General features: G+C 63.9%; 17 protein-coding genes. 11 read left to right on the top strand and 6 right to left on the bottom strand.

Features of this window, described 5'->3' with window-relative positions:
- The first annotated feature begins 196 nt into the window (after nt 1-196).
- From JJC00_RS01355 to JJC00_RS01330, 6 genes are all read left to right on the top strand, one after another.
- Nucleotides 197-601 carry a GFA family protein gene (locus JJC00_RS01355; protein WP_200470999.1) on the top strand — a complete coding sequence of 135 codons (405 nt, stop codon included), beginning with the start codon at nt 197-199 and terminating at the stop codon, nt 599-601.
- Nucleotides 602-841: 240 nt separating this feature from the next.
- Nucleotides 842-2,056: an aminotransferase class I/II-fold pyridoxal phosphate-dependent enzyme gene (locus tag JJC00_RS01350; protein WP_200470998.1), complete on the top strand. Its 1,215-nt coding sequence runs from the start codon at nt 842-844 to the stop codon at nt 2,054-2,056.
- An 8-nt stretch (nt 2,057-2,064) separates the two neighbouring features.
- Nucleotides 2,065-4,542, top strand: a complete 2,478-nt coding sequence (locus tag JJC00_RS01345) for a DNA translocase FtsK (protein ID WP_200470997.1) — start codon at nt 2,065-2,067, stop codon at nt 4,540-4,542.
- 143 nt (nt 4,543-4,685) lie between these two features.
- A complete protein-coding gene (locus JJC00_RS01340) occupies nt 4,686-5,444 on the top strand; it encodes an outer membrane lipoprotein carrier protein LolA (protein ID WP_200473940.1) in 759 nt (252 codons plus the stop codon).
- A gap of 133 nt (nt 5,445-5,577) precedes the next feature.
- Nucleotides 5,578-6,393 carry an exodeoxyribonuclease III gene (gene xth / locus JJC00_RS01335; protein ID WP_200470996.1) on the top strand — a complete coding sequence of 272 codons (816 nt, stop codon included), beginning with the start codon at nt 5,578-5,580 and terminating at the stop codon, nt 6,391-6,393.
- 15 nt (nt 6,394-6,408) lie between these two features.
- Nucleotides 6,409-7,974, top strand: a complete 1,566-nt coding sequence (locus JJC00_RS01330) for a hypothetical protein (RefSeq protein ID WP_200470995.1) — start codon at nt 6,409-6,411, stop codon at nt 7,972-7,974.
- A 23-nt stretch (nt 7,975-7,997) separates the two neighbouring features.
- Here the strand turns inward: JJC00_RS01330 and JJC00_RS01325 are convergent, their stop codons facing one another.
- Together JJC00_RS01325 and JJC00_RS01320 are read right to left on the bottom strand one after the other, a co-directional pair.
- Complete coding sequence (locus tag JJC00_RS01325; protein WP_200470994.1) at nt 7,998-8,441, bottom strand: cyclic nucleotide-binding domain-containing protein; 444 nt, start codon at nt 8,439-8,441, stop codon at nt 7,998-8,000.
- Between the two features lie 60 nt (nt 8,442-8,501).
- Nucleotides 8,502-9,188 (bottom strand): response regulator transcription factor, encoded by a 687-nt coding sequence (locus JJC00_RS01320; RefSeq protein ID WP_007598630.1) that lies wholly within the window; start codon nt 9,186-9,188, stop codon nt 8,502-8,504.
- A 236-nt stretch (nt 9,189-9,424) separates the two neighbouring features.
- Between JJC00_RS01320 and JJC00_RS01315 the strand changes: the two genes are divergently transcribed.
- Nucleotides 9,425-9,961: a L,D-transpeptidase family protein gene (locus JJC00_RS01315; protein ID WP_349643527.1), complete on the top strand. Its 537-nt coding sequence runs from the start codon at nt 9,425-9,427 to the stop codon at nt 9,959-9,961.
- Between the two features lie 289 nt (nt 9,962-10,250).
- Here the strand turns inward: JJC00_RS01315 and JJC00_RS01310 are convergent, their stop codons facing one another.
- Entirely contained in the window at nt 10,251-10,940 is a 690-nt protein-coding gene (locus JJC00_RS01310; protein ID WP_200470992.1) for a YggS family pyridoxal phosphate-dependent enzyme, read from the bottom strand.
- A gap of 107 nt (nt 10,941-11,047) precedes the next feature.
- On the opposite strand from JJC00_RS01310, the gene JJC00_RS01305 reads away from it, so the two are divergent.
- The 4 genes from JJC00_RS01305 to holA all read left to right on the top strand — a co-directional run bounded on the left by JJC00_RS01305 (nt 11,048) and on the right by holA (nt 17,167).
- Nucleotides 11,048-12,745 (top strand): diguanylate cyclase domain-containing protein, encoded by a 1,698-nt coding sequence (locus tag JJC00_RS01305; protein ID WP_200470991.1) that lies wholly within the window; start codon nt 11,048-11,050, stop codon nt 12,743-12,745.
- Nucleotides 12,746-12,958: 213 nt separating this feature from the next.
- Nucleotides 12,959-15,595 carry a leucine--tRNA ligase gene (gene leuS, locus JJC00_RS01300; RefSeq protein WP_200470990.1) on the top strand — a complete coding sequence of 879 codons (2,637 nt, stop codon included), beginning with the start codon at nt 12,959-12,961 and terminating at the stop codon, nt 15,593-15,595.
- Nucleotides 15,582-16,133, top strand: coding sequence for an LPS assembly lipoprotein LptE (lptE, locus tag JJC00_RS01295; protein WP_200470989.1), 552 nt, complete (start codon nt 15,582-15,584; stop codon nt 16,131-16,133). Before leuS ends, lptE begins: the two co-directional genes overlap by 14 nt.
- Before the next feature lie 5 nt (nt 16,134-16,138).
- The gene (holA, locus tag JJC00_RS01290; protein ID WP_200473939.1) at nt 16,139-17,167 is read left to right on the top strand and encodes a DNA polymerase III subunit delta; all 1,029 of its coding nucleotides are present in this window, start codon (nt 16,139-16,141) and stop codon (nt 17,165-17,167) included.
- A gap of 142 nt (nt 17,168-17,309) precedes the next feature.
- Here the strand turns inward: holA and JJC00_RS01285 are convergent, their stop codons facing one another.
- The 3 genes from JJC00_RS01285 to rsmG form a co-directional block, all read right to left on the bottom strand.
- Complete coding sequence (locus JJC00_RS01285; protein WP_200470988.1) at nt 17,310-18,197, bottom strand: ParB/RepB/Spo0J family partition protein; 888 nt, start codon at nt 18,195-18,197, stop codon at nt 17,310-17,312.
- 156 nt (nt 18,198-18,353) lie between these two features.
- A complete protein-coding gene (locus tag JJC00_RS01280; protein WP_200470987.1) occupies nt 18,354-19,220 on the bottom strand; it encodes a ParA family protein in 867 nt (288 codons plus the stop codon).
- Nucleotides 19,221-19,249: 29 nt separating this feature from the next.
- On the bottom strand, nt 19,250-20,023 hold the full coding sequence (gene rsmG, locus JJC00_RS01275; protein ID WP_433996475.1) for a 16S rRNA (guanine(527)-N(7))-methyltransferase RsmG: 774 nt from the start codon (nt 20,021-20,023) through the stop codon (nt 19,250-19,252).

Raw genomic sequence — 20,023 nt, 5'->3', positions numbered from 1 at the left:
TCGGGGATCACGTCCACAACTACGGTTTGGGCACATACCCGGCAATGCCCCGACCGTTGAGGGGCTCCAGCGCAAGTTGGAGCCCCTTTCTTTTTGGCGGGATTTCTTTTGGCTGTGCAAAGAAGAAAAGGATTGCCATTCCAGATTGCCGGCGCAGAAATAACGACCACAACGAATAACAAAACGGGAGGTCGTCATGCGTTTGGAAGGCGGATGCTATTGCGGCGAAGTGCGCTATGTGGCCGAGGGCGATCCGATAATGCAGGCCCAATGTCACTGCCGCGAGTGCCAGTACATCTCGGGCGGCGCGCCCAACACCTTCATCGCGATGCCGGCGGCGGGCTTCACCTACATCACCGGGCAACCCAAGCAGTTCACCCGCAAGGACCTCGCCCGCGCCGTCACGCGGGAGTTCTGCGCCGAATGCGGCACCCATCTGGTGACCAAGGTTCCGGGACTGCCGGCTGCCGTCCTGAAGGTCGGCACGCTGGACGAACCGGCCCAGTTCCATCCGCAGATGGCGATCTTTACCTGCGACAAGCAGGAGTTCCACGCGATTCCCGAGGGTATCGCGACGTTCGAGAAGCTACCGGCGCACTGAACGGCACCGGCCATCAGCGGATCAGCACGCGGCAGCGATCGCGTCATCGACGCGATCGCGCCGCAACGACGCAAATAAGCCATGCATCCCATTGTTATCCGGCCTCATTATTCCTGCTCTGGACGGGTCGGCCTGCCGATGGTTAATCGCGTCTTAACCTCGCCCTATCTATGGTGAACTGAACCGCTTTCCCGCCGGCGTATCCATGCGCCGGCCGTTCCAAGAGTGCTGGCGCCCAGAATGGCTATGACCGCTTCATCCCGTGCGCCGCTAGCCGGTGGAAGCTCCGACAACGAACGCTCGCCCTTCGTCCGGCTGAACGAGCTGTTGGCGCCGCATCAAACCGGCAAGCCTTTGATTTCGCTCGCGGTCGGCGAGCCGCAGCATCCGGTGCCGGACTTCGTCGGTCCGGTGCTCGCCAAGCACATCGCTGATTTCGGCCGCTACCCGATGAACCAGGGCACCGAGCCATTCCGCCAGGCAGCGAGCGCCTGGTTGTCGTCGCGCTTCAAGCTGCCGCGATCGCTCGACCCCAAGACCGAGATTCTCGTCCTCAATGGCAGCCGGGAGGGGCTATTCCTCGCCGCGATCGCAGCAGCGCGCTATGTCGGCCCGCGTTCCGGCAAGCCCGCCATCCTGATGCCGAACCCGTTCTATCCGGTCTATGGCGCCGGGGCCGGCGCTGCAGCCTGCGAGCCGGTCTATCTGCCGACCACCGTCGAAAACGGCTTCCTGCCCGATCTCGACGCCATCGACGAAGCGACGCTGGCACGTACGGTGGCGTTCTATCTGGCGTCACCCGCCAATCCGCAGGGCTCGGTCGCCTCGCGCGATTATTTCACGCGCCTGAAGAGCCTCGCCGATCGCTACAACTTCGTGATCCTGAGCGACGAGTGCTACTCCGAGATCTACACCCGCGAAGCGCCGGGCAGCGCGCTCGAATGTGCAGGCCCCGATTTCACCCGCGTGGTTGCGTTCCAGTCGCTGTCGAAGCGCTCCAACCTGCCGGGCCTGCGCGTCGGCTTCGCCGCCGGCGATAAGAAGCTCATCGGCATGTTCCTGGAGCTGCGCAACATCGCAGCGCCGCAGGTGCCGGTGCCGCTCCAGCATGTCGCGACCGTTGCCTATGGCGACGAGGCGCACGTCGAGGAGAACCGCAGGCTTTACCGGATCAAGTTCGATCTCGCCGATCAGATCATCGGCAATCGTTACGGCTATCGCCGGCCCGACGCCGGCTTCTGCGTCTGGCTCAATACGTCCGAGATCGGCGACGATGTCTCCGTGACCCTCAAGCTTTTCAAGGAAGCCGGCGTGCGCGTGGTGCCCGGTTCCTATCTGGCGCGGCGTCAGCCCGACGGCTTCAATCCCGGTGCCGGCTATATTCGCCTGGCGCTGGTACAGGATAGTGAGACCACGGCGCAGGCGCTGCACCGGCTGGTCGAAACTCTGGGTTAGGCGGGCCCATGAGCATGTCGGCAATCGAACGTGTGATTCCTCTGGTCGGCCATCTGCCGCCCTCGATCCGCGAGGCGCTGAGCCGCCGCGTGCGCGAGCTCACCGGTCTCGGCCTGATTACGCTGTCCGGCGTCGCGTCCGCCGCGCTGATGACCTGGTCGGTGCAGGACCCGAGCCTCAGCCACGCGACATCGCGTCCGATCCGCAACATTCTCGGCTATGCCGGCGCCATCGGCGCCGACCTCGCGATGCAGATCCTCGGGCTCGGCGCGATCATGCTGATCCTGACGGTCGCGGTGTGGGGCTGGCGCATGATGACCCATCGCCCGTTCGATCGCGAGGCGCTGCGGCTCGGCTCGTGGATTCTCTGCACCGTGATCGCGGCGGGCTTTGTCAGCTGCTGGCCGCATGGCGGCGCCTGGCCGCTGCCGACCGGGCTCGGCGGCGTAGTCGGCGATGCGCTGGTGCGTGCGCCCGCGGTGATTTTCGGGCCGCCCGGCGTGATCTATCGCATGGTGCTCGGCATCATCCTGTTCGTCGCGCTGGCTGCGACCTTCCTGATCGCTTGCGGGCTTGGCGCACGCGAGCATGACGAAGAGCTCGCGGAGATCGAGGACGACGACAAGCCGCTCGACGAAGACGAGGAGAGCGATCGTGGCTCGGTGTCGCTGGGCTGGCTGTTCCACGCGCTGATGAGCACCAAGGCGCGGCTGATCTGGCTGTTCGGCGCGGCCTACCGCTCGCTGGTCTCGAGCGGATCGAAGACCAAGGCAGTTTCCTTCAGCCGGCAGGAACCCAATCTCGGCGGCCGTGCCGCGCCCTCGATCTCACCGCAGTCCGAGGACGAGGACTACGAAGACGAGCACGGGGCAGAAGAGGACGACGAGGAGGAGGAAGAGGAAGAGCCTGCCGCGCGCGCACCGCGCAAGAAGGCTGCACCGAAGACTCCGTCCAAGAAATCCTCCGACAAGTTCGAGCTTCCCTCCGTGTCCGTGCTGGCCGCACCCAAGGCCGGCGATCGCCAGCCGCTCAGCAAGGCTGAGCTGGAAGCCAATTCGCGCTCGCTCGAAGGCGTGCTGCAGGATTTCGGCGTGCGCGGCGAGATCGTGAAGGCCAATCCGGGTCCCGTCGTCACGCTGTACGAGCTGGAGCCGGCACCCGGCATCAAATCGTCGCGCGTGATCGGGCTTGCCGACGACATCGCGCGTTCGATGAGCGCGCTGTCGGCGCGCGTCGCCGTCGTCCCCGGCCGCAATGCCATCGGCATCGAACTGCCGAACGCGCATCGTGAAAAGGTCTATCTGCGCGAGCTGCTGGTCGCCAAGGAGACCGTCGACTCTGTCGCCAAACTGCCGCTCTGCCTCGGCAAGACCATCGGCGGCGATCCTGTCATCATCGACCTCGCCCGCACGCCGCACATGCTGATCGCCGGTACCACCGGCTCCGGCAAGTCGGTCGCCATCAACACCATGATCCTCAGCCTGGTCTATCGGCTCCGCCCGGACCAGTGCCGGCTGATCATGGTCGATCCGAAGATGCTCGAACTCTCCGTCTATGACGGCATTCCTCATCTGCTCACCCCCGTCGTGACCGATCCGAAGAAGGCGGTGGTCGCGCTGAAATGGGCCGTGCGGGAGATGGAAGAGCGCTACAAGAACATGGCCAAGCTCGGTGTCCGCAACATCGACGGCTACAACACGCGCCTCGGCGAATTGAAAGCAAAGGGCGAAGAGCCGACGCGCACCGTGCATACCGGCTTCGACAAGGAAACCGGCAAGGCGATCTACGAGGAAGAAAAGCTCTCGCTCGACCCGCTACCCTACATCGTCATCATCGTCGACGAAATGGCCGACCTGATGATGGTTGCCGGCAAGGACATCGAAGGCGCCGTTCAGCGTCTCGCGCAGATGGCGCGCGCCGCCGGCCTGCATGTGATCCTCGCGACGCAGCGTCCGTCGGTCGACGTCATCACCGGCACCATCAAGGCGAACTTCCCGACCCGCATCGCCTTCCAGGTCACCTCGAAGATCGACAGCCGCACGATTCTCGGCGAGATGGGCGCCGAGCAGCTGCTCGGCCAGGGCGACATGCTCTATATGGCCGGCGGCGGCCGCATCAGCCGCGTGCATGGTCCCTTCGCCTCGGACGATGAAGTCGAGAAGGTGGTGCGCCACCTCAAGACGCAGGGCCAGCCCGAATATCTCGAGGCCGTCACCGCCGAAGAGCCGACCGAGGACGAGGACGGCGCGGTGTTCGATGCCACCGGAATGGGCGGGGATGGCGGCGGCGACCTGTTTCAGCAGGCCGTCGCCATCGTCAAACGCGACCGCAAGGCCTCGACCAGCTACATCCAGCGCCGCCTGCAGATCGGCTATAACCGCGCCGCATCGCTGATGGAGCGCATGGAACTGGAAGGCATTGTCGGACCTGCCAACCACGCCGGCAAGCGCGAGATTCTGGTCGAGGAAGAAGACAGCCATATGTGAGGCGAGCCGCCTCAAAGTCCTATTTCACGCAAAAACGTTATCTGCTTTTGCCCGAAATCACGCTAAAACGACGCCCAGCCACACAGGACGACGCGTTGACCCAACATCCGGACATTCGATTCGCAGCCTCTTTCGCTGCGCGCGTGGCGGGCGTGCTGCTCGTCACCGCCGCGATGGTGACCGCTGCGTCATTTGCGCAGAACGTGCCCGTGCCGAAGCCTGCGCCGAAGGGCCGCGACGCTGCTCCACCTTCGGGCGGACCGTCGATCACGGGCGCAACGCAGGCGCCGCCGAATCCGATCATTCCCGATCCGCGCCGCAACGTGCCGAGCAGCATCTTCCAGACCTTCGATGCGAACCAGAAGGCGCAGGCCGCCAAGGTCAGCGCCTATCTGTCCTCGCTGTCGACGCTGGTCGGAAACTTCGTCCAGGTCGGCCCCGACGGCAGCAAAACGCAGGGCGATTTCTACATCCAGAAGCCCGGCAAGATGCGCGTCGAATATGATCCGCCGAGCCCGATCGACATCGTTGCCGACGGCTCGTCGGTCGTGGTGCGCGATCGCAAGCTCGCGACGCAGGACGTCTATCCGCTGTCACAGACGCCGCTCCGCTTCCTGCTGTCCGATCGCATCGACCTGATGAAGGACACCAACGTCGTCAGCGTCACGGCCGACGACCTCTTCATCAGCGTCACCATCGAGGAGAAGCAGGCGCTGGTCGGCACCAGTCGCCTCTTGCTGATGCTCGGCGCCAAGGACGGCCAGTTGAAGCAATGGACGGTGACCGATCCTCAGGGCTACGACACCACATTCGCAGTTTATAATCTGGACACGAGCAAGAAGCTCGATCCCAATATGTTCAAGATCGATTTCACCAATTACAGCGTGCCGTCACCGGGATAGGTCCGTAGGGTGGGTTAGCCGAAGGCGTAACCCACCACTTATTCCTCCGCGGAAAGCAAGTCGGTGGATTACGCTTCGCTAATCCACCCTACAAACTGCCACTTACGCCAATCCATGCTAAGACGCAATTCCCATGCGTCTTTCCCTGACAACCTGGAACATCAATTCGGTGCGGCTGCGCATCGATCTGGTCGCGAAGTTTCTCAAGAGCGCGCGGCCGGACGTGCTGTGTCTCCAGGAGACCAAGTGCATCGACGACGCCTTTCCGCTGAAGCGCTTCAAGCGGCTCGGCTACGAGCACGTCGCGCTGAACGGGCAGAAGGGCTATCACGGCGTCGCCATCGTCTCGAAGATTCCGTTCGAAACCATGGACATCCGTACCTTCTGCGACAAGCTGGATTCGCGTCATATCTCGGTATCGTTTGGCGAGAAGGCCAACATCGCAAAGCCGCTGGTGCTGCATAATTTCTACGTGCCCGCCGGCGGCGACATTCCCGATCCCGCGCTGAACGAGAAATTCGACCACAAGCTCCGCTTTCTCGACGAGATGAAGGCGTGCGAGCCGCTGCATCCGCGCGGCGAAGACCGCCACATCCTGGTCGGCGATCTCAACGTCGCGCCGCACGAGAACGACGTGTGGTCGCACAGGCAGCTTCTGAAAATCGTCTCGCACACGCCGATCGAAACAGAAAAGTTGCAGGCCGCGCTCAGCGCCGGCGAATGGATCGACGTCGCGCGCGACCGTATTCCGATGTCGGAGAAGGTCTACACGTGGTGGAGCTACCGCTCCGCCGACTGGACCGTCGGCGACCGCGGCCGCAGGCTCGACCATATCTGGGTCTCGCGCGCGCTGAAAGACGCGGTCCAGGATTTCAAGATTTTGCGCGATGCCCGCAGTTGGGAGCGACCGTCGGATCACGTGCCGGTGACGGTGACGCTCGACGTTTAAGCCTCCGGAGAGATGATGCGCACACAAGCGCCGTCAGACGCCACAGAACCACCCGTTCGCGCGTGGTGGAATTCCCGTTTCGTCGTGCCGGGATTGATGTTGCTGAGCACGATACCGTTCTGGTTCGTGCATACGCCGCCGCTGATCGATTTCCTGGCCCATATCGGCCGCTACCATGTGCAACTGCATCTGGCGGAGTCGCCGGCGCTGCAGCAGAACTGGGATTTTCACTGGCAGCTGGTCGGCAATCTGGGCGTTGAATTGCTCGTCGCTCCGCTGGCACCGATGCTCGGTCTCGAACGCGCCGCCTGGCTGATTGCGCTGGCGCTTTCGCTCCTCATGATCTCTGCGATCGGACGGATCAGCCGGGCGCTGCATGGTGAGCTCACGCCCTTTGCCGTCGTGGCCGCATGGTTCGCGATGTCCTATCCGTTCCAGCTTGGCTTCGTGAATTATTGGCTTGGCTGTGCGCTCGCGTTTCACGTTTTCGCATCCTGGGTCGAGACGGCAGGAAAGAAAGACTCGGTGATGATGCGGGCCGCGCTGTTCGCGGCGGCCGCCTGCCTGGTCTGGCTCGCGCACGCCTATGGCTGGGTCGTTCTGGTTGTCCTCGTCGGTGCCTTTGAGCTCTGCCGCAGCTGGAATCGCGCGCCAGCAGCGTGGCCTTCCATGGTGCTCGTCATTCTGCGACGCACGTGGCCCGTCATGATTCCCGCCGGGCTCATGATCATCTGGCGGCAAGGCAATGGCGCCGCCTCGACGGATCATTTCTTCGACATCGGCGCCAAGATCCTCGGACTGGTATGGACGCTGCGCGACCAGAGTATCTGGCTGGACACGCTGAGCCTGCTGCTCGCCATCGGCCTGCTGTATTTTGGCATCCGCAGCCGTGACGTCAGGCGCAATCCAGCACTGCTGGTCGGAGCAGCGAGCTTTCTCGTTCTGATCCTGCTGATGCCAGGCGAGATGTTCGGCGCGGTCTATGCCGATGTCCGGCTATGGCCGGTCTTCTTCATCATCGGCCTCACCGCCATCGCGCCCACCGACCGCATGCAGCGCGGCTCGGCGATCATTGCCGGCATGGCGCTGGCTGTTTTTGCGATTCGGATCGTCGCCATGGCCGTCGGGTTCGCGGCCTATGATGCCGGTTACGCGCAACATTTGCAGGCCCTGAAGGACGTCCCGCGCGGCGCAAGCATCGCCGTGCTGACACGGCCGCCAAGCTGCGAGCAATGGCGAGCACCGCGTGTCGCGCATCTGGGGTCGCTCGCCATCGTCCGGCGGGACGCCTTCGTCAATTCGCAGTGGGATGTATCGGGTGGCCAGCAACTGCTGACGCCGCTCCGTGCACGCGGCACCGCGTTCAATGCAGATGCGTCTCAGTACATCGAGATCGTCCCGGGCGACTGCGACGGCGATCTGAGCGCCACGCTCGCGCAAAGGATCGCGCAGATTCCGCGCGATCGCTTCGACTATGTCTGGCTGCTCGACGTCGATGCGCCGCATCTGGCGGTCATGCCGGGACTGCGGCGGCTTTACCAGGACGACCGCAGCGCGCTGTATGCGTTCAACAAAGGATGAGGTCTGAAGAGACCGGAACGATCTCAGGTGCTCAGCTTCGCACCGGCCATCAGGATGTCGCTCGCGATCTGGCTGGAGCGAACCGCGAATTCGTCGCGGAGGCGGACCGCGGCAGCGGGATCGCTTTCGAGCACACGCTGAAACAGGCTGCGCGCGACGCGGATGACGGAGGAATGCTCCAGCGCAACCGCGCCCGAGGGGCGCTTCATGGGCACGACCAGCGCGAGCTCGCCAATCAACGTGCCGGGACCTGCGATCATCTCGGCGCCGGCGCCGTCATCGACGCGAAAGGCGCCGCGCTGGACCACGAAGCCGGCGTCGGCATCGTCGCCGAGATTGAACAAGATGTCGCCGCGGACGAAGTCACGCTGCTCGGAGCCGATCGCCAGCATGCGCAGCGAGGCGTCTCCCAACAGGCGCAGTGTCGGGACACGCTCGAGCAGCGCTACGTCGTCGTCGATTGACATTCCGGTCCGAGGCTCGTGGAACGCGCTAATTTACGACGAATCGCGCGCTCCTGGAACGTATCACGGCACCAGCTTGTAGCCACCGGCTTCCGTCACCAGGATTTCCGGGTTGGCGGCGTCCTTCTCGATCTTCTGGCGAAGGCGGTAGATGTGGGTTTCCAGCGTGTGGGTGGTGACGCCGGAATTGTAGCCCCAGACCTCCTGGAGCAGGGTCTCGCGCGAGACCGGCATCTGACCGGCCCGGTAGAGGAAGCGCAGGATCGCGGTTTCCTTCTCGGTGAGGCGGACCTTGCGCGCATTGGCGGCGGTCAGCATCTTGGAGCCGGGACGGAAGGAATAGGGGCCGACCGAGAACACCGCGTCCTCGCTGGCCTCGTGCTGGCGGAGCTGGGCACGGATGCGGGCCAGCAGCACGGCGAAACGGAAGGGCTTGGCGACATAGTCGTTGGCGCCGGATTCCAGGCCCAAAATCGTGTCGGAATCGGTGTCATGCCCCGTCAGCATGATGATCGGCGCCTTGAAGCCGCCCTTGCGGAGAGAGCGGACCACTTCGCGACCGTCGGTGTCGGGAAGGCCGACATCCATCAGCACGAGATCGGGAGCGTTGGCCTTTGCGGCGCTCGCGCCCTTGGCGCCAGTATCGACGGCGGAGGCCTCAAATTCTTCGTGCAGCGATAATTGCTCCACCAACGTGTCGCGCAGATCGGTATCGTCATCCACGATCAGGATCTTGCGGGCATTGGCCATAGGGGATCATCCTTTTGGGGTCGACCAGGCGCGCATGCATGCCGCACCCAGCCGTGATGGGAAGTTTGAGGGGTCTCTGTTTTTATTGTTGTTCGTGTTGAAGTAGTGGGCTGTTACCGATTCACAAGCCGGAATTACTCTAACCCAGAATAGCAGGGCGATTTGATGAATGTCCTGTAATGAATTCGACACCGCGCGTTCACATGAAAAATAACGTCAATTCAAACGCTTATCCCATGAATCGACGCTTCCAGCAGCTCTCCGCGATCCGCGTTAGGCCTGCCGCCGGCAATCCGCGCCGGGGCTGGCTGACAGCCGGACAGTTGACGATTCCGGTTGCGCTGGGGCGCGGCGGCATTCTGGCCAACAAGCGCGAGGGCGACGGCGGCACCCCCAGGGGCAGCTTTCGCCCCCGACGCTTGTGGTGGCGGGGCGACCGCCACAGCCGTCCCAAGACGCTTCTGCCGGCCCGGATCATCACCGGCGCGGACGCTTGGTGCGAGGATCCCGGTGATCGCCATTACAACCAGTGGATCCGGCGCGGGGAGGGCGAAGGCGGCGACCGGCTCAAGCGCGCCGACCAGCTCTACGATTTCATCATCGAAATCGACCACAACACCAGGCCGCGCATTGCCGGCCGCGGCAGCGCGGTGTTTCTGCATCTGGCGCGCGACAATTTCGGCCCAACCGCGGGCTGCGTCTCCATGACCAAGGCCGCGATGCTACAATTGCTGCGGCTGATAGGACCAAGAACAAAAATCATCATCGGGTGACGACACATGCTCGACAAGGATCAGATCGCCGCCGCCTCGCAGGTCCTCGTTCGACATTGGCGCGACGGCAGCAAGCTTGACGTCGCATCATGTGCGACACGGCTGATGGGAAGGTGTCGATGAGGTTCGTAAACCTCGCCGTCATTGCGAGCGCATCTCTCTCCACATGTCATTGCGAGCACAGCGAAGCAATCCAGAGTCCCGCTGCGGAAAGATTCTGGATTGCTTCGCTGCGCTCGCAATGACGAACTCAAAAGCCGCTTCTGGGCGCGGCCCTCGCCGACGGCGATCACCGATGCCCGAAGATCGCGCTGCCCACGCGCACATGGGTGGCACCGAGCATGATGGCGGTCGCATAATCCGCGCTCATGCCCATCGACAGATTCTGTAATCCGTTACGCGCCGCGATCTTGGCCGTCAGCGCGAAATGCGCCGCCGGCGGCTCGTCCACTGGCGGGATGCACATCAGGCCGGAGATCGTCAGCCCGTAGGTATCGCGGCAGCTCGCGAGGAAGGCGTCGGCCTCGCCGGGCGCGACGCCGGCCTTCTGCGGCTCCTCGCCGGTGTTGATCTGGACGAAAAGTTGCGGGTGCTTGTTCTGAGATTCGATTTCTTTGGCTAACGCCTGGCAAATGCTCGGACGGTCGACCGAATGGATGGCATCGAACAGCGCCACCGCCTCTTTCGCCTTGTTGGATTGCAGCGGCCCGATCAGATGCAGCGCGATCTCTGGGTAAACAGAGGTTAACGCCGGCCACTTGCCTTTGGCTTCCTGCACGCGATTTTCGCCGAACACGCGCTGTCCGGCGCCAATAACCGGGATAATTGCGTCCGCTGCGAAAGTCTTGGACACCGCGATCAGCGTCACGGAGGCACGATCGCGCCGCGCATCCCTGCAGGCGCGTGCAATCTCCGCTTCGACCGCGGCGAGCGCGTTTGGTGAATCGCCGGTTACCGGCGCGGCATTGGCTTCTGTCATGGCGTCGATCGATTGCAGGAGTAACGGAGCTAGTTCCAATTTTACCGAGTTCAAGAAAGAGTTTTTGAACCCTTCGCTTTACCTTGCCCGTGGGGTGGGTAGCGAAGATGGCAAACGTCAGTTTCAACCGCAAACGAGCAAAACTCAAGCAGGTCCTCGGCATCAGGGCCCGGCTTGCGTTGCTCGCGGTGCTTCTGGTCGCGCCCTTGATGCTCGAGCGGATTCGCTCGCTCGAGGACACCCGCACAAAACAAATCGCGCAAGCCACGGCCGAGTTCACCACGGTCGCAAGGCACAGTGCGGACGCGCAGCGCGAGGTGATCTCGTCGGTCGAGACCATCCTGAAATCGGAAGCCTTCATCCGCGCCTCCGTCGGCGGCGTCAGCAAGAGCTGCGACGTGCTGCGTGCGAGCCTGCCGACGAGCCTTCCCTGGATCCGCACGCTCCTGATCGCCGGCCAGGACGGCCGCATCCAGTGCGCGACCAACAACATGTATGTCGGCCTCGATCTTTCCGACCGACCCTATTTCCAGCAGGCGCAGGAGACCGGCCGCTTCGTATTGTCCGACTTCATCCTGTCAAAGCCCGTGCAGTCGCCGACCGTCATGGCGGTCTATCCAGTCTCCGCGTTCAGCGGCGTTGCCGATGCCGTCGTGCTCGCGACCGTCAACCTCGACTGGATGTCGAAGGTCATGAACAATCTGGGCGGCCGCGCCGGCATCACGGCGGTGCTGGTCGACAGCGCCGGCACCGTGCTGGCTGCGCCCGCCGACCAGCACAGCGCGGTCGGACGTCCGCTCGACAACATGCCGCTGATGTCGGCAATCGCCGACAAGGCCTTGCGCTCCGACCAGGACGAAGGCTCGCTGTCGTTCCTCGCCGCCGACGGATCGCGGCGCGCGGTCAGCTTCATCCGTATCGCCGGCACCAATTCCCGCCTGATCGCCAGCATCGACGAGGACAAGGTGTCCGCGGCGGTCAGCCGCGACATCCGCACAGCCTATCTTCAGCTCGCCTTCGTCGTCGTGTTCGTGCTGCTCGGCGCGCTGATCGCCGCCGAGAAGCTCGTGATCAAGCCGATCGAAATGCTCGCGGACATGGCCAAGCGTCTCGGCGAGGGCGACCTGTCGGCCCGCGCCGCGCGCAACCGGCTGCCCTCCGAATTCGTCCCGCTGGCGCGCGCCTTCAACGCGATGGCCGCGCAGCTCAGCCAGCGCGAGCGCGAGCTGATCGCGAGCAATGACCGGCTGACGGTGATGGCGTCGATCGACATGCTGTCGGGGCTTGCGAACCGCCGCGGCTTCCAGAGCCGTCTCGATTTCGAATGGATGCGCGCGCAGCAATATGGCAGCGAGCTCGCGCTTCTGATGATCGACGTCGATCATTTCAAGCTGTTCAACGACACCTACGGCCATCTCGAAGGCGATTCCTGCCTGACCCGGCTCGGCGAATCACTGTCCGGCATCGCGGCCGACACGATGGGCTTTGCGGCGCGCTATGGCGGCGAAGAATTCTGCCTGCTGCTGCCGAACACCGACGTGCACCGCGCCGTCGAGATCGGCGAGCTGGTGCGCGCAGCCGTGCTGAAGCTGTGCCTGCCGCACATCACCTCGGCCCATATGGTGGTCACGGTGTCGATCGGCGTTGCTGCGACCCGGCCGAACGAGACTTTGCGTCCGGGCGACCTGATCGAAGCCGCCGACGCCGCGCTCTACGCTGCCAAACACCGCGGCCGCAACAAGGTCGTCGAGCACGGCGTTATGCGGATCGAGGGCAGCACCGCCGAAATCGCGATGGCGGGCTAGCGTTATTGTTTGAGTATGATCTGCCTGGCGCGGGTGCTGTTGGCGGCCAACCTCGCACCGCCCCTTCATCCGATCCCAACGCCCTCATCCGTACTTTTGCGGAACAGCATTGCAGGGTGCCGTCGGCAGCGGCAACCCATTGACCCCCCGAGGACTTCTATGGCCTAGTCCGGCCTCTTCAGCCGGCCGAAACCACGAAAACCCAACGATTCCATGACCTCCGAACGCTATAACGCCCGTGACGCCGAACCGCGCTGGCAACGCCAGTGGGACGAACAGGCGATCTTCGTCTCGAAGAACGACGATTCCCGGCCGAAATACTATGTGCTGGAGATGTTCCCCTACCCGTCCGGGCGCATCCATATCGGCCACGTCCGCAACTACACGCTCGGCGACGTGCTGGCCCGCTTCATGCGCGCCAAGGGCTTCAACGTGCTGCACCCGATGGGCTGGGACGCCTTCGGCCTCCCGGCCGAGAACGCCGCCATCGAGCGCAAGGTCGCGCCGAAAGCCTGGACCTACGACAACATCGCCGCGATGAAGAAGCAGCTCCGCTCGATCGGGCTGTCGCTGGACTGGTCGCGCGAATTCGCAACCTGCGACCCCAGCTACTACAAGCATCAGCAGAAGATGTTTTTGGACATGCTCGCCGCGGGCCTCGCCGAGCGCGAGAAGCGCAAGCTGAACTGGGATCCGGTCGACATGACCGTGCTCGCCAACGAGCAGGTGATCGACGGCCGCGGCTGGCGTTCGGGTGCCGTCGTCGAGCAGCGCGAAATGAGCCAGTGGGTCTTCAAGATCACGAAGTACTCGCAGGAATTGCTGTCCGCGTTGGACGGGCTCGACCGCTGGCCCGACAAGGTGCGGCTGATGCAGCGCAACTGGATCGGCCGCTCCGAGGGTCTGCTGATTCGCTTCGCGCTGGATCAGGCGACCACGCCGGCCGGCGAGAGCGAGCTGAAGATTTTTACGACGCGCCCGGACACGCTGTTCGGCGCGAAATTCATGGCGATCTCGTCGGATCATCCGCTGGCGCAAGCAGCTGCCGCGAAGAATCCTGAGCTTGCCAAGTTCATTGCCGACATCAAGAAGATCGGCACCGCGCAGGAGATCATCGATACCGCGGAGAAGCAGGGTTTTGACACCGGCATCTGCGCGGTCCATCCGTTCGACCCGAGCTGGAAGCTGCCGGTCTATGTCGCCAACTTCGTGCTGATGGAATACGGCACCGGCGCGATCTTCGGCTGCCCCGCACACGACCAGCGCGACCTCGACTTCGTCAACAAGTACAATCTCGGCAACACGCCGGTGGTGTGCCCCGAGGGCCAGGATCCCAAGACGTTCGTCATCACCGACACCGCCTATGACGGTGACGGTCGTATGATCAACTCGCGCTTCCTCGACGGCATGACCATCGATCAGGCCAAGGACGAAGTCGCAAAACGTCTTGAGAACGAGTTGCGCGGCAACGCACCGGTCGGCGAGCGCCAAGTCAATTTCCGCCTGCGCGACTGGGGCATTTCGCGCCAGCGCTATTGGGGCTGCCCGATTCCCGTCATCCACTGTCCGACGTGCGACGTGGTGCCAGTGCCGGATGCCGACCTGCCGGTGACGCTGCCCGACGATGCGACCTTCGACAAGCCGGGCAACGCGCTCGACCATCATCCGACCTGGAAGCACGTGACTTGCCCGAAATGCGGCGGCAAGGCCCAGCGCGAAACCGACACCATGGACACCTTCGTGGACTCGTCGTGGTATTTTGCGCGCTTCACCGATCCCTGGAACGAGAACGCCCCGACGACGCCTGCGGTCGCCAACCGGATGCTGCCGGTCGACCAGTATATCGGCGGCGTCGAGCACGCGATCCTGCATCTGCTCTACAGCCGCTTCTTCACCCGCGCCATGAAGGCGACCGGGCACATCGCGCTGGACGAGCCGTTCGCCGGCATGTTCACGCAAGGCATGGTGGTGCACGAGACCTACCAGAAGGCCGACGGCAGCTGGGTGCAGCCGGCCGAGGTGAAGGTCGAAGTCGGCGGCAACGGACGCCGCGCGACGCTGCTGGCGACCGGCGAGGACGTCCAGATCGGCGCGATCGAGAAGATGTCGAAGTCGAAGAAGAATACCGTCGACCCCGACGACATCATCGCGACCTACGGCGCCGACGTCGCCCGCTGGTTCATGCTGTCGGACTCCCCGCCCGACCGCGACGTGATCTGGAGCGATGAGCGCGTCCAGGGCGCCTCGCGCTTCGTGCAGCGGCTGTGGCGGCTGGTGAACGATGCGGAAGAACTCGGCAAGGGTGCCCCCGCGGCTCGGCCGGCCAGCTTCGGCCCGGATGCCACAACCTTGCGCAAGGCCGCCCACGGCGCGCTCGACAAGGTCACGACCGGCGTCGAGCGGCTGCACTTCAACGTCTGCCTCGCCCATATCCGTGAATTCACCAACACGTTTTCGGAGGTGCTGCAGCGCCCCGGCCAGCCGGCCGCCGATCTGGCTCCAGATTTGGCTTGGGCGATCCGGGAGGCCAGCCAGATCCTGGTCCAGCTGTTCTCCCCGATGATGCCGCACCTGGCCGAGGAGTGCTGGCAGGTTCTGGGCCAGCCCGGGCTGGTTTCCGAGGCCAACTGGCCGCAAATCGAACGCGATTTGCTGGTTGAAGACAGCGTGACCCTGGTGGTCCAGGTCAACGGCAAGAAGCGGGGTGATGTCACAGTTGCAACAGCGGCCCAGAATCCGGAAATCGAGGCTGCCGTTTTGGCCCTCGATGCGGTAAAACTGGCTCTGGATGGCAAGCCCGTCCGCAAGGTGATCATCGTTCCCAAGAGGATCGTGAATGTTGTCGGCTAGGATCCGTATCGCAGCCCGCTTGCTGGCGGTTGCCGCATTGGCGGCGCTGACGGCCGGCTGCTTCCAGCCGATGTATGCCGAGCATACCGACGGCACCCCCGGCTTGCGCGAGAAGCTGATGGGGGTCGATCTTCCGCCGATCGACAAGGCGAATGCCTCCCGCGAGGCCCGCGTCGGCGTCGAGGTCCGCAACGCGTTAGCGTTCAAGCTCTACGGCTCGGCGACAGGCATGCCGCCGACCCACCGTCTGGTGATCCGCTTCAACTCCAGCAAGACGTCCCTGATCGTCGACCCCAACACCGGCCTGCCGAACACCGAGAACTACGGCATCGACTGCCAGTACAATCTGATCGAGGTCGCGACCGGAAAATCGGTGATGACGGGCACGACGTTCTCGCGCGTGTCCTACGACATGCCCGGCTCCTACCAGCGTTTCAGCCGCAACCGCGCGGTGCGTGACGCCGAGGATCGCGCCGCCAACGAGATCGCCGAGAACATCAACACCCGGCTCGCCGCGTTCTTCACCGCAGGCACTTGACGTTCTTGGTCGCGCTGCGCGGAAAGGAGATAGACGCCTTCCTCGCCCGCCCCGACGCGGGCCGTCCGATCATCCTGCTCTATGGTCCCGATGCCGGCCTCGTGCGCGAGCGCGCCGACGCGCTGATTGCGTCCGCCGTCGACGATCCCAACGATCCCTTCTCGCTCGTCAAACTCGACGGCGACGAGCTTTCCGCCGAGCCGTCGCGCCTGGTCGACGAAGCCATGACCGTGCCGCTGTTCGGCGGCCGGCGCGCCATTCGCATCCGCGCTGGCTCGCGCAGCTTTGCCAGCGGCGTCGACACGCTGGCCGAGATGCCGGTGAAGGATTGCCGTATCGTGATCGAAGCCGGCGAGCTGCGCCCGGAATCGCCGCTGCGCAAGGCCTGCGAGAAGGCCAAGGCCGCGGTGGCGATCGGCTGCTATCCCGACACTGAGCGCGACCTGGCGAAATTGATAGAGGACGAGCTCCGCATCGCGAATCTGCGCATCGCGCAGGATGCCCGCGGCGCGCTGATGTCGTTCCTCGGCGGCGATCGCCAGGCCTCGCGCAACGAGCTGCGCAAGCTCACGCTGTACGCCCACGGCAAGGGCGAGATCACGCTGGATGACGTGATGTCCGTCGTCGCGGATGCGTCGGAGCTGAAGCTCGATCCGATCGTCGACGGCGCCTTCGCCGGCCGGCCCGATATCGTCGAGACCGAATTCGCAAAGGCCATGATCGCCGGCACCTATCCCGGCGTGATCATCTCGGCCGCGCAGCGCCAGGCCGCGTGGCTGCATAAATCCGCGCTCGCGATCGCCGACGGCACGCCGGCCTCCGCCGTGCTCGACGGCGGATTTCCGCGGCTGCATTTTTCACGAAAGTCCGCGGTCGAAACCGCGCTGCGCAATTTCAGCGTGGCAAGGCTCGCCGCAATCATCGAGCAGCTTGCGACCGCCGCGCTCGACACCCGCAAGCAATCGACGCTGGCCGCCGCCATCGCCCAGCGCACGCTGATGGCGATCGCCGCGAATGCAAAGCGGCGGGGCTGAGCGCGCCTACTCTCTTCACGTCATTCCAAGCGCAACTCCCTCCATGCGTCATTGCAAGGAGCCCTTGCGACGAAGCAATGACGGGTGGATAGAGCAATGCCTTGAACGTCCTCCCGGCTTTCGCCAGGACGACATCGGTGACCTACAGAGCGCCCTTCGCCAACCGCTTCATCACCTCGTCGAGCTGATCGAGGTTGCGGTAGTTGATCTGGACCGAGCCGCCGGGATCGCGATGATTGACGGTGACCTTGAGGCCGAGCGCGTCGCTGACACGCTTCTCAAGATCGATCGTATCAGGATCCTTTTCCTTGCCACCGGTGGCCCGCGCCTTTTGCGGCTTGCGCTCCGGCACGCCCTCCTCATGCGCGAGCGCCTCAGTCTGGCGGACGTTGAGGCCCTCCGCGACGATGCGCTTGGCGGCGGCCAGCGGATCGGGCACGCCGATCAGCGCACGGGCGTGCCCGGCGGTCAGCTCGCCGCTCGCGATGAAGGCCTGCACCTCGGCCGGGAGCTTTGTCAGCCGCATCATGTTGGCGACGTGGCTGCGGCTCTTGCCGACGACTTTTGCGATGTCGTCCTGGCTGCGTTTGAACTCGTTGGCGAGCGCGTGATAGCCCTGCGCCTCTTCCATCGGGTTGAGGTCTTCGCGCTGCACGTTCTCGACGATCGCGAATTCCAGCGCATCGCTGTCGCTGATGTCGACCGGGACGATCGGCACTTCATGCAGGCCGGCCATTTGCGAGGCACGCCAGCGGCGCTCACCAGCAATGATCTCGAAGCGGTCCTGCGCCCCCTTCACGGGGCGCACCACGATCGGCTGGATCACGCCGTGCTGCTTGATGGACTCGGAGAGCTCCTTGAGCTCGATGTCCGAAAAGGTGCGGCGCGGATTGCGCGGATTGGCCTTGATGAATTCGATCGGCACCTTGCGCTGCGCGCGCGGACGATCGACGTGCTGGGCCTCGCCGCCGACGTCACCGATCAGACTCGCAAGACCTCGGCCCAGTCGCGAACGCGCTTCGTCGGCCATCGCCAGCTCCCTTGGATTCACGCTGCAGCACTCCAGAACTGAATTTCGAATCGTAGGGTGGGTTAGCGAAGCGTAACCCACCTCTTCTGCTTCGGCGGAGATAGACAGTGGTGGGTTACGCCTTCGGCTAACCCACCCTACGGCCCTACGGCATCGTCAATGCGTGACGCGCAGCTCGCGCTCGCGCTGGATCACTTCGGTGGCGAGCCGCAGATAAGCTTCGCTGCCGACGCATTTGAGATCGTAGACCAGCACCGGCTTGCCGTAGGACGGCGCTTCCGAGATGCGCACGTTGCGCGGGATCATGGTCTTGTAGACCTTCTCGCCCATGAACTGGCGGACGTCGGCGACGACCTGGTTCGAGAGATTGTTGCGCGAGTCGAACATGGTCAGCACGATGCCGTGGATCGACAGATTCGGATTGAGCGTCGAGCGCACCTGCTCCACCGTCTGCAGCAATTGCGACAGACCTTCGAGCGCGAAGAACTCGCACTGCAGCGGCACCAGGATCGCATCCGACGCGGCCATCGCGTTGACCGTGAGCAGGTTGAGCGACGGCGGGCAGTCGATCAGCACATAGGTGTAATCGGCGTCCGGCGAGACGTTGTTGTTGAGCGCGGCGATCGCGTCGCGCAGCTTGAAGGCGCGGCCGGGCGTGGTGCCGAGCTCGAGCTCAAGGCCGGAGAGATCCATGGTCGAGGGCGCGATGTGCAGCCGCGGCACCGCAGTCGAGACCACGGCTTCACGCAGAGGGGCTTCGCCGATCAACACGTCGTAGGTCGAGCAGGAGCGGTTGCGGCGATCGATGCCGAGGCCGGTCGAGGCGTTGCCCTGCGGATCGAGATCGACGATCAAAACGCGCTCGCCAATCGCTGCGAGTGCCGTGCCTAGATTAATCGCCGTGGTTGTCTTTCCCACGCCGCCCTTCTGATTCGCCAGCGCCAGGATGCGCGGGTGGCCATGCGGGACTTCAGCCTTTTCTTGGTCGGTCTGGTCTAGCTGCGGTTCGTCAATCACGGTCATCCGAATTTCCCCACTCGACCCCTGAACGTTCACCCGCGCCGTTCAACTGAAGTTAGCTCGACGATCCACCCGTCACCCGTCCGACTTTGGTGGAGCTGCGACTGAATATTCCAATATTTAGCGGCTTCGGTCAATTCAGCCTCTACATCTTGACCCTTGAGAAACAGCGCTTTTGCGCCCTGGCGCATCAGCGGCTCTGCAAAGCCGATGAGTTGATGTAGCGGAGCCAGCGCGCGGGCGGTGACGCAATCGACGGGGCCGGTGATTCTATCCACATTATCCCCGATCTCAGCGAGATGTACGACTCCGGGAGATGTGGTGACGCGAATTGCTTCGCGCAAAAACGCGGCCTTCTTGGCGATTCGCTCGACGAGATGGACGCTGGCGCCCGGTGTCCGGGCCATGGCGCAAGCCAGCACGACCCCGGGAAAACCACCGCCGCTGCCGAGGTCGGCCCAGCGCTTTGCGGTCGGTGCGAGATCGACGAGCTGAAGCGAATCGGCAATGTGGCGGGTCCAGAGGTTTGGCAAGGTCGACGGCGCGACCAGATTGGTCTTGGCCTGCCATTCCCGGAGCAGCGCGATGTAGCGATCGAGCCGCCCCTCTGTTTCATGTGAAACGGGCGCGAGCTTCAGCGCTTGGCGCTTGTCGGCGGCGATGACGGAGTCGAGCGCCTGGTCGTTGGCGCTGGCTTTGTCGATCTTCGGCTTGGCCGGCGGCGGCTCGGATCGACGACCACCGCCCTCACCTGCTCCGGGCTGTCGGGTTAGCGGCCTGTCGCCGCCGGGTCCGCGCTGTTTCAC

It is taken from the genome of Bradyrhizobium diazoefficiens (assembly GCF_016616885.1).
GTDB lineage: Bacteria > Pseudomonadota > Alphaproteobacteria > Rhizobiales > Xanthobacteraceae > Bradyrhizobium > Bradyrhizobium diazoefficiens_F.
Note: the sequence above shows the minus strand (reverse complement) of the source record. Positions and strands in the feature narration are given on the sequence as shown.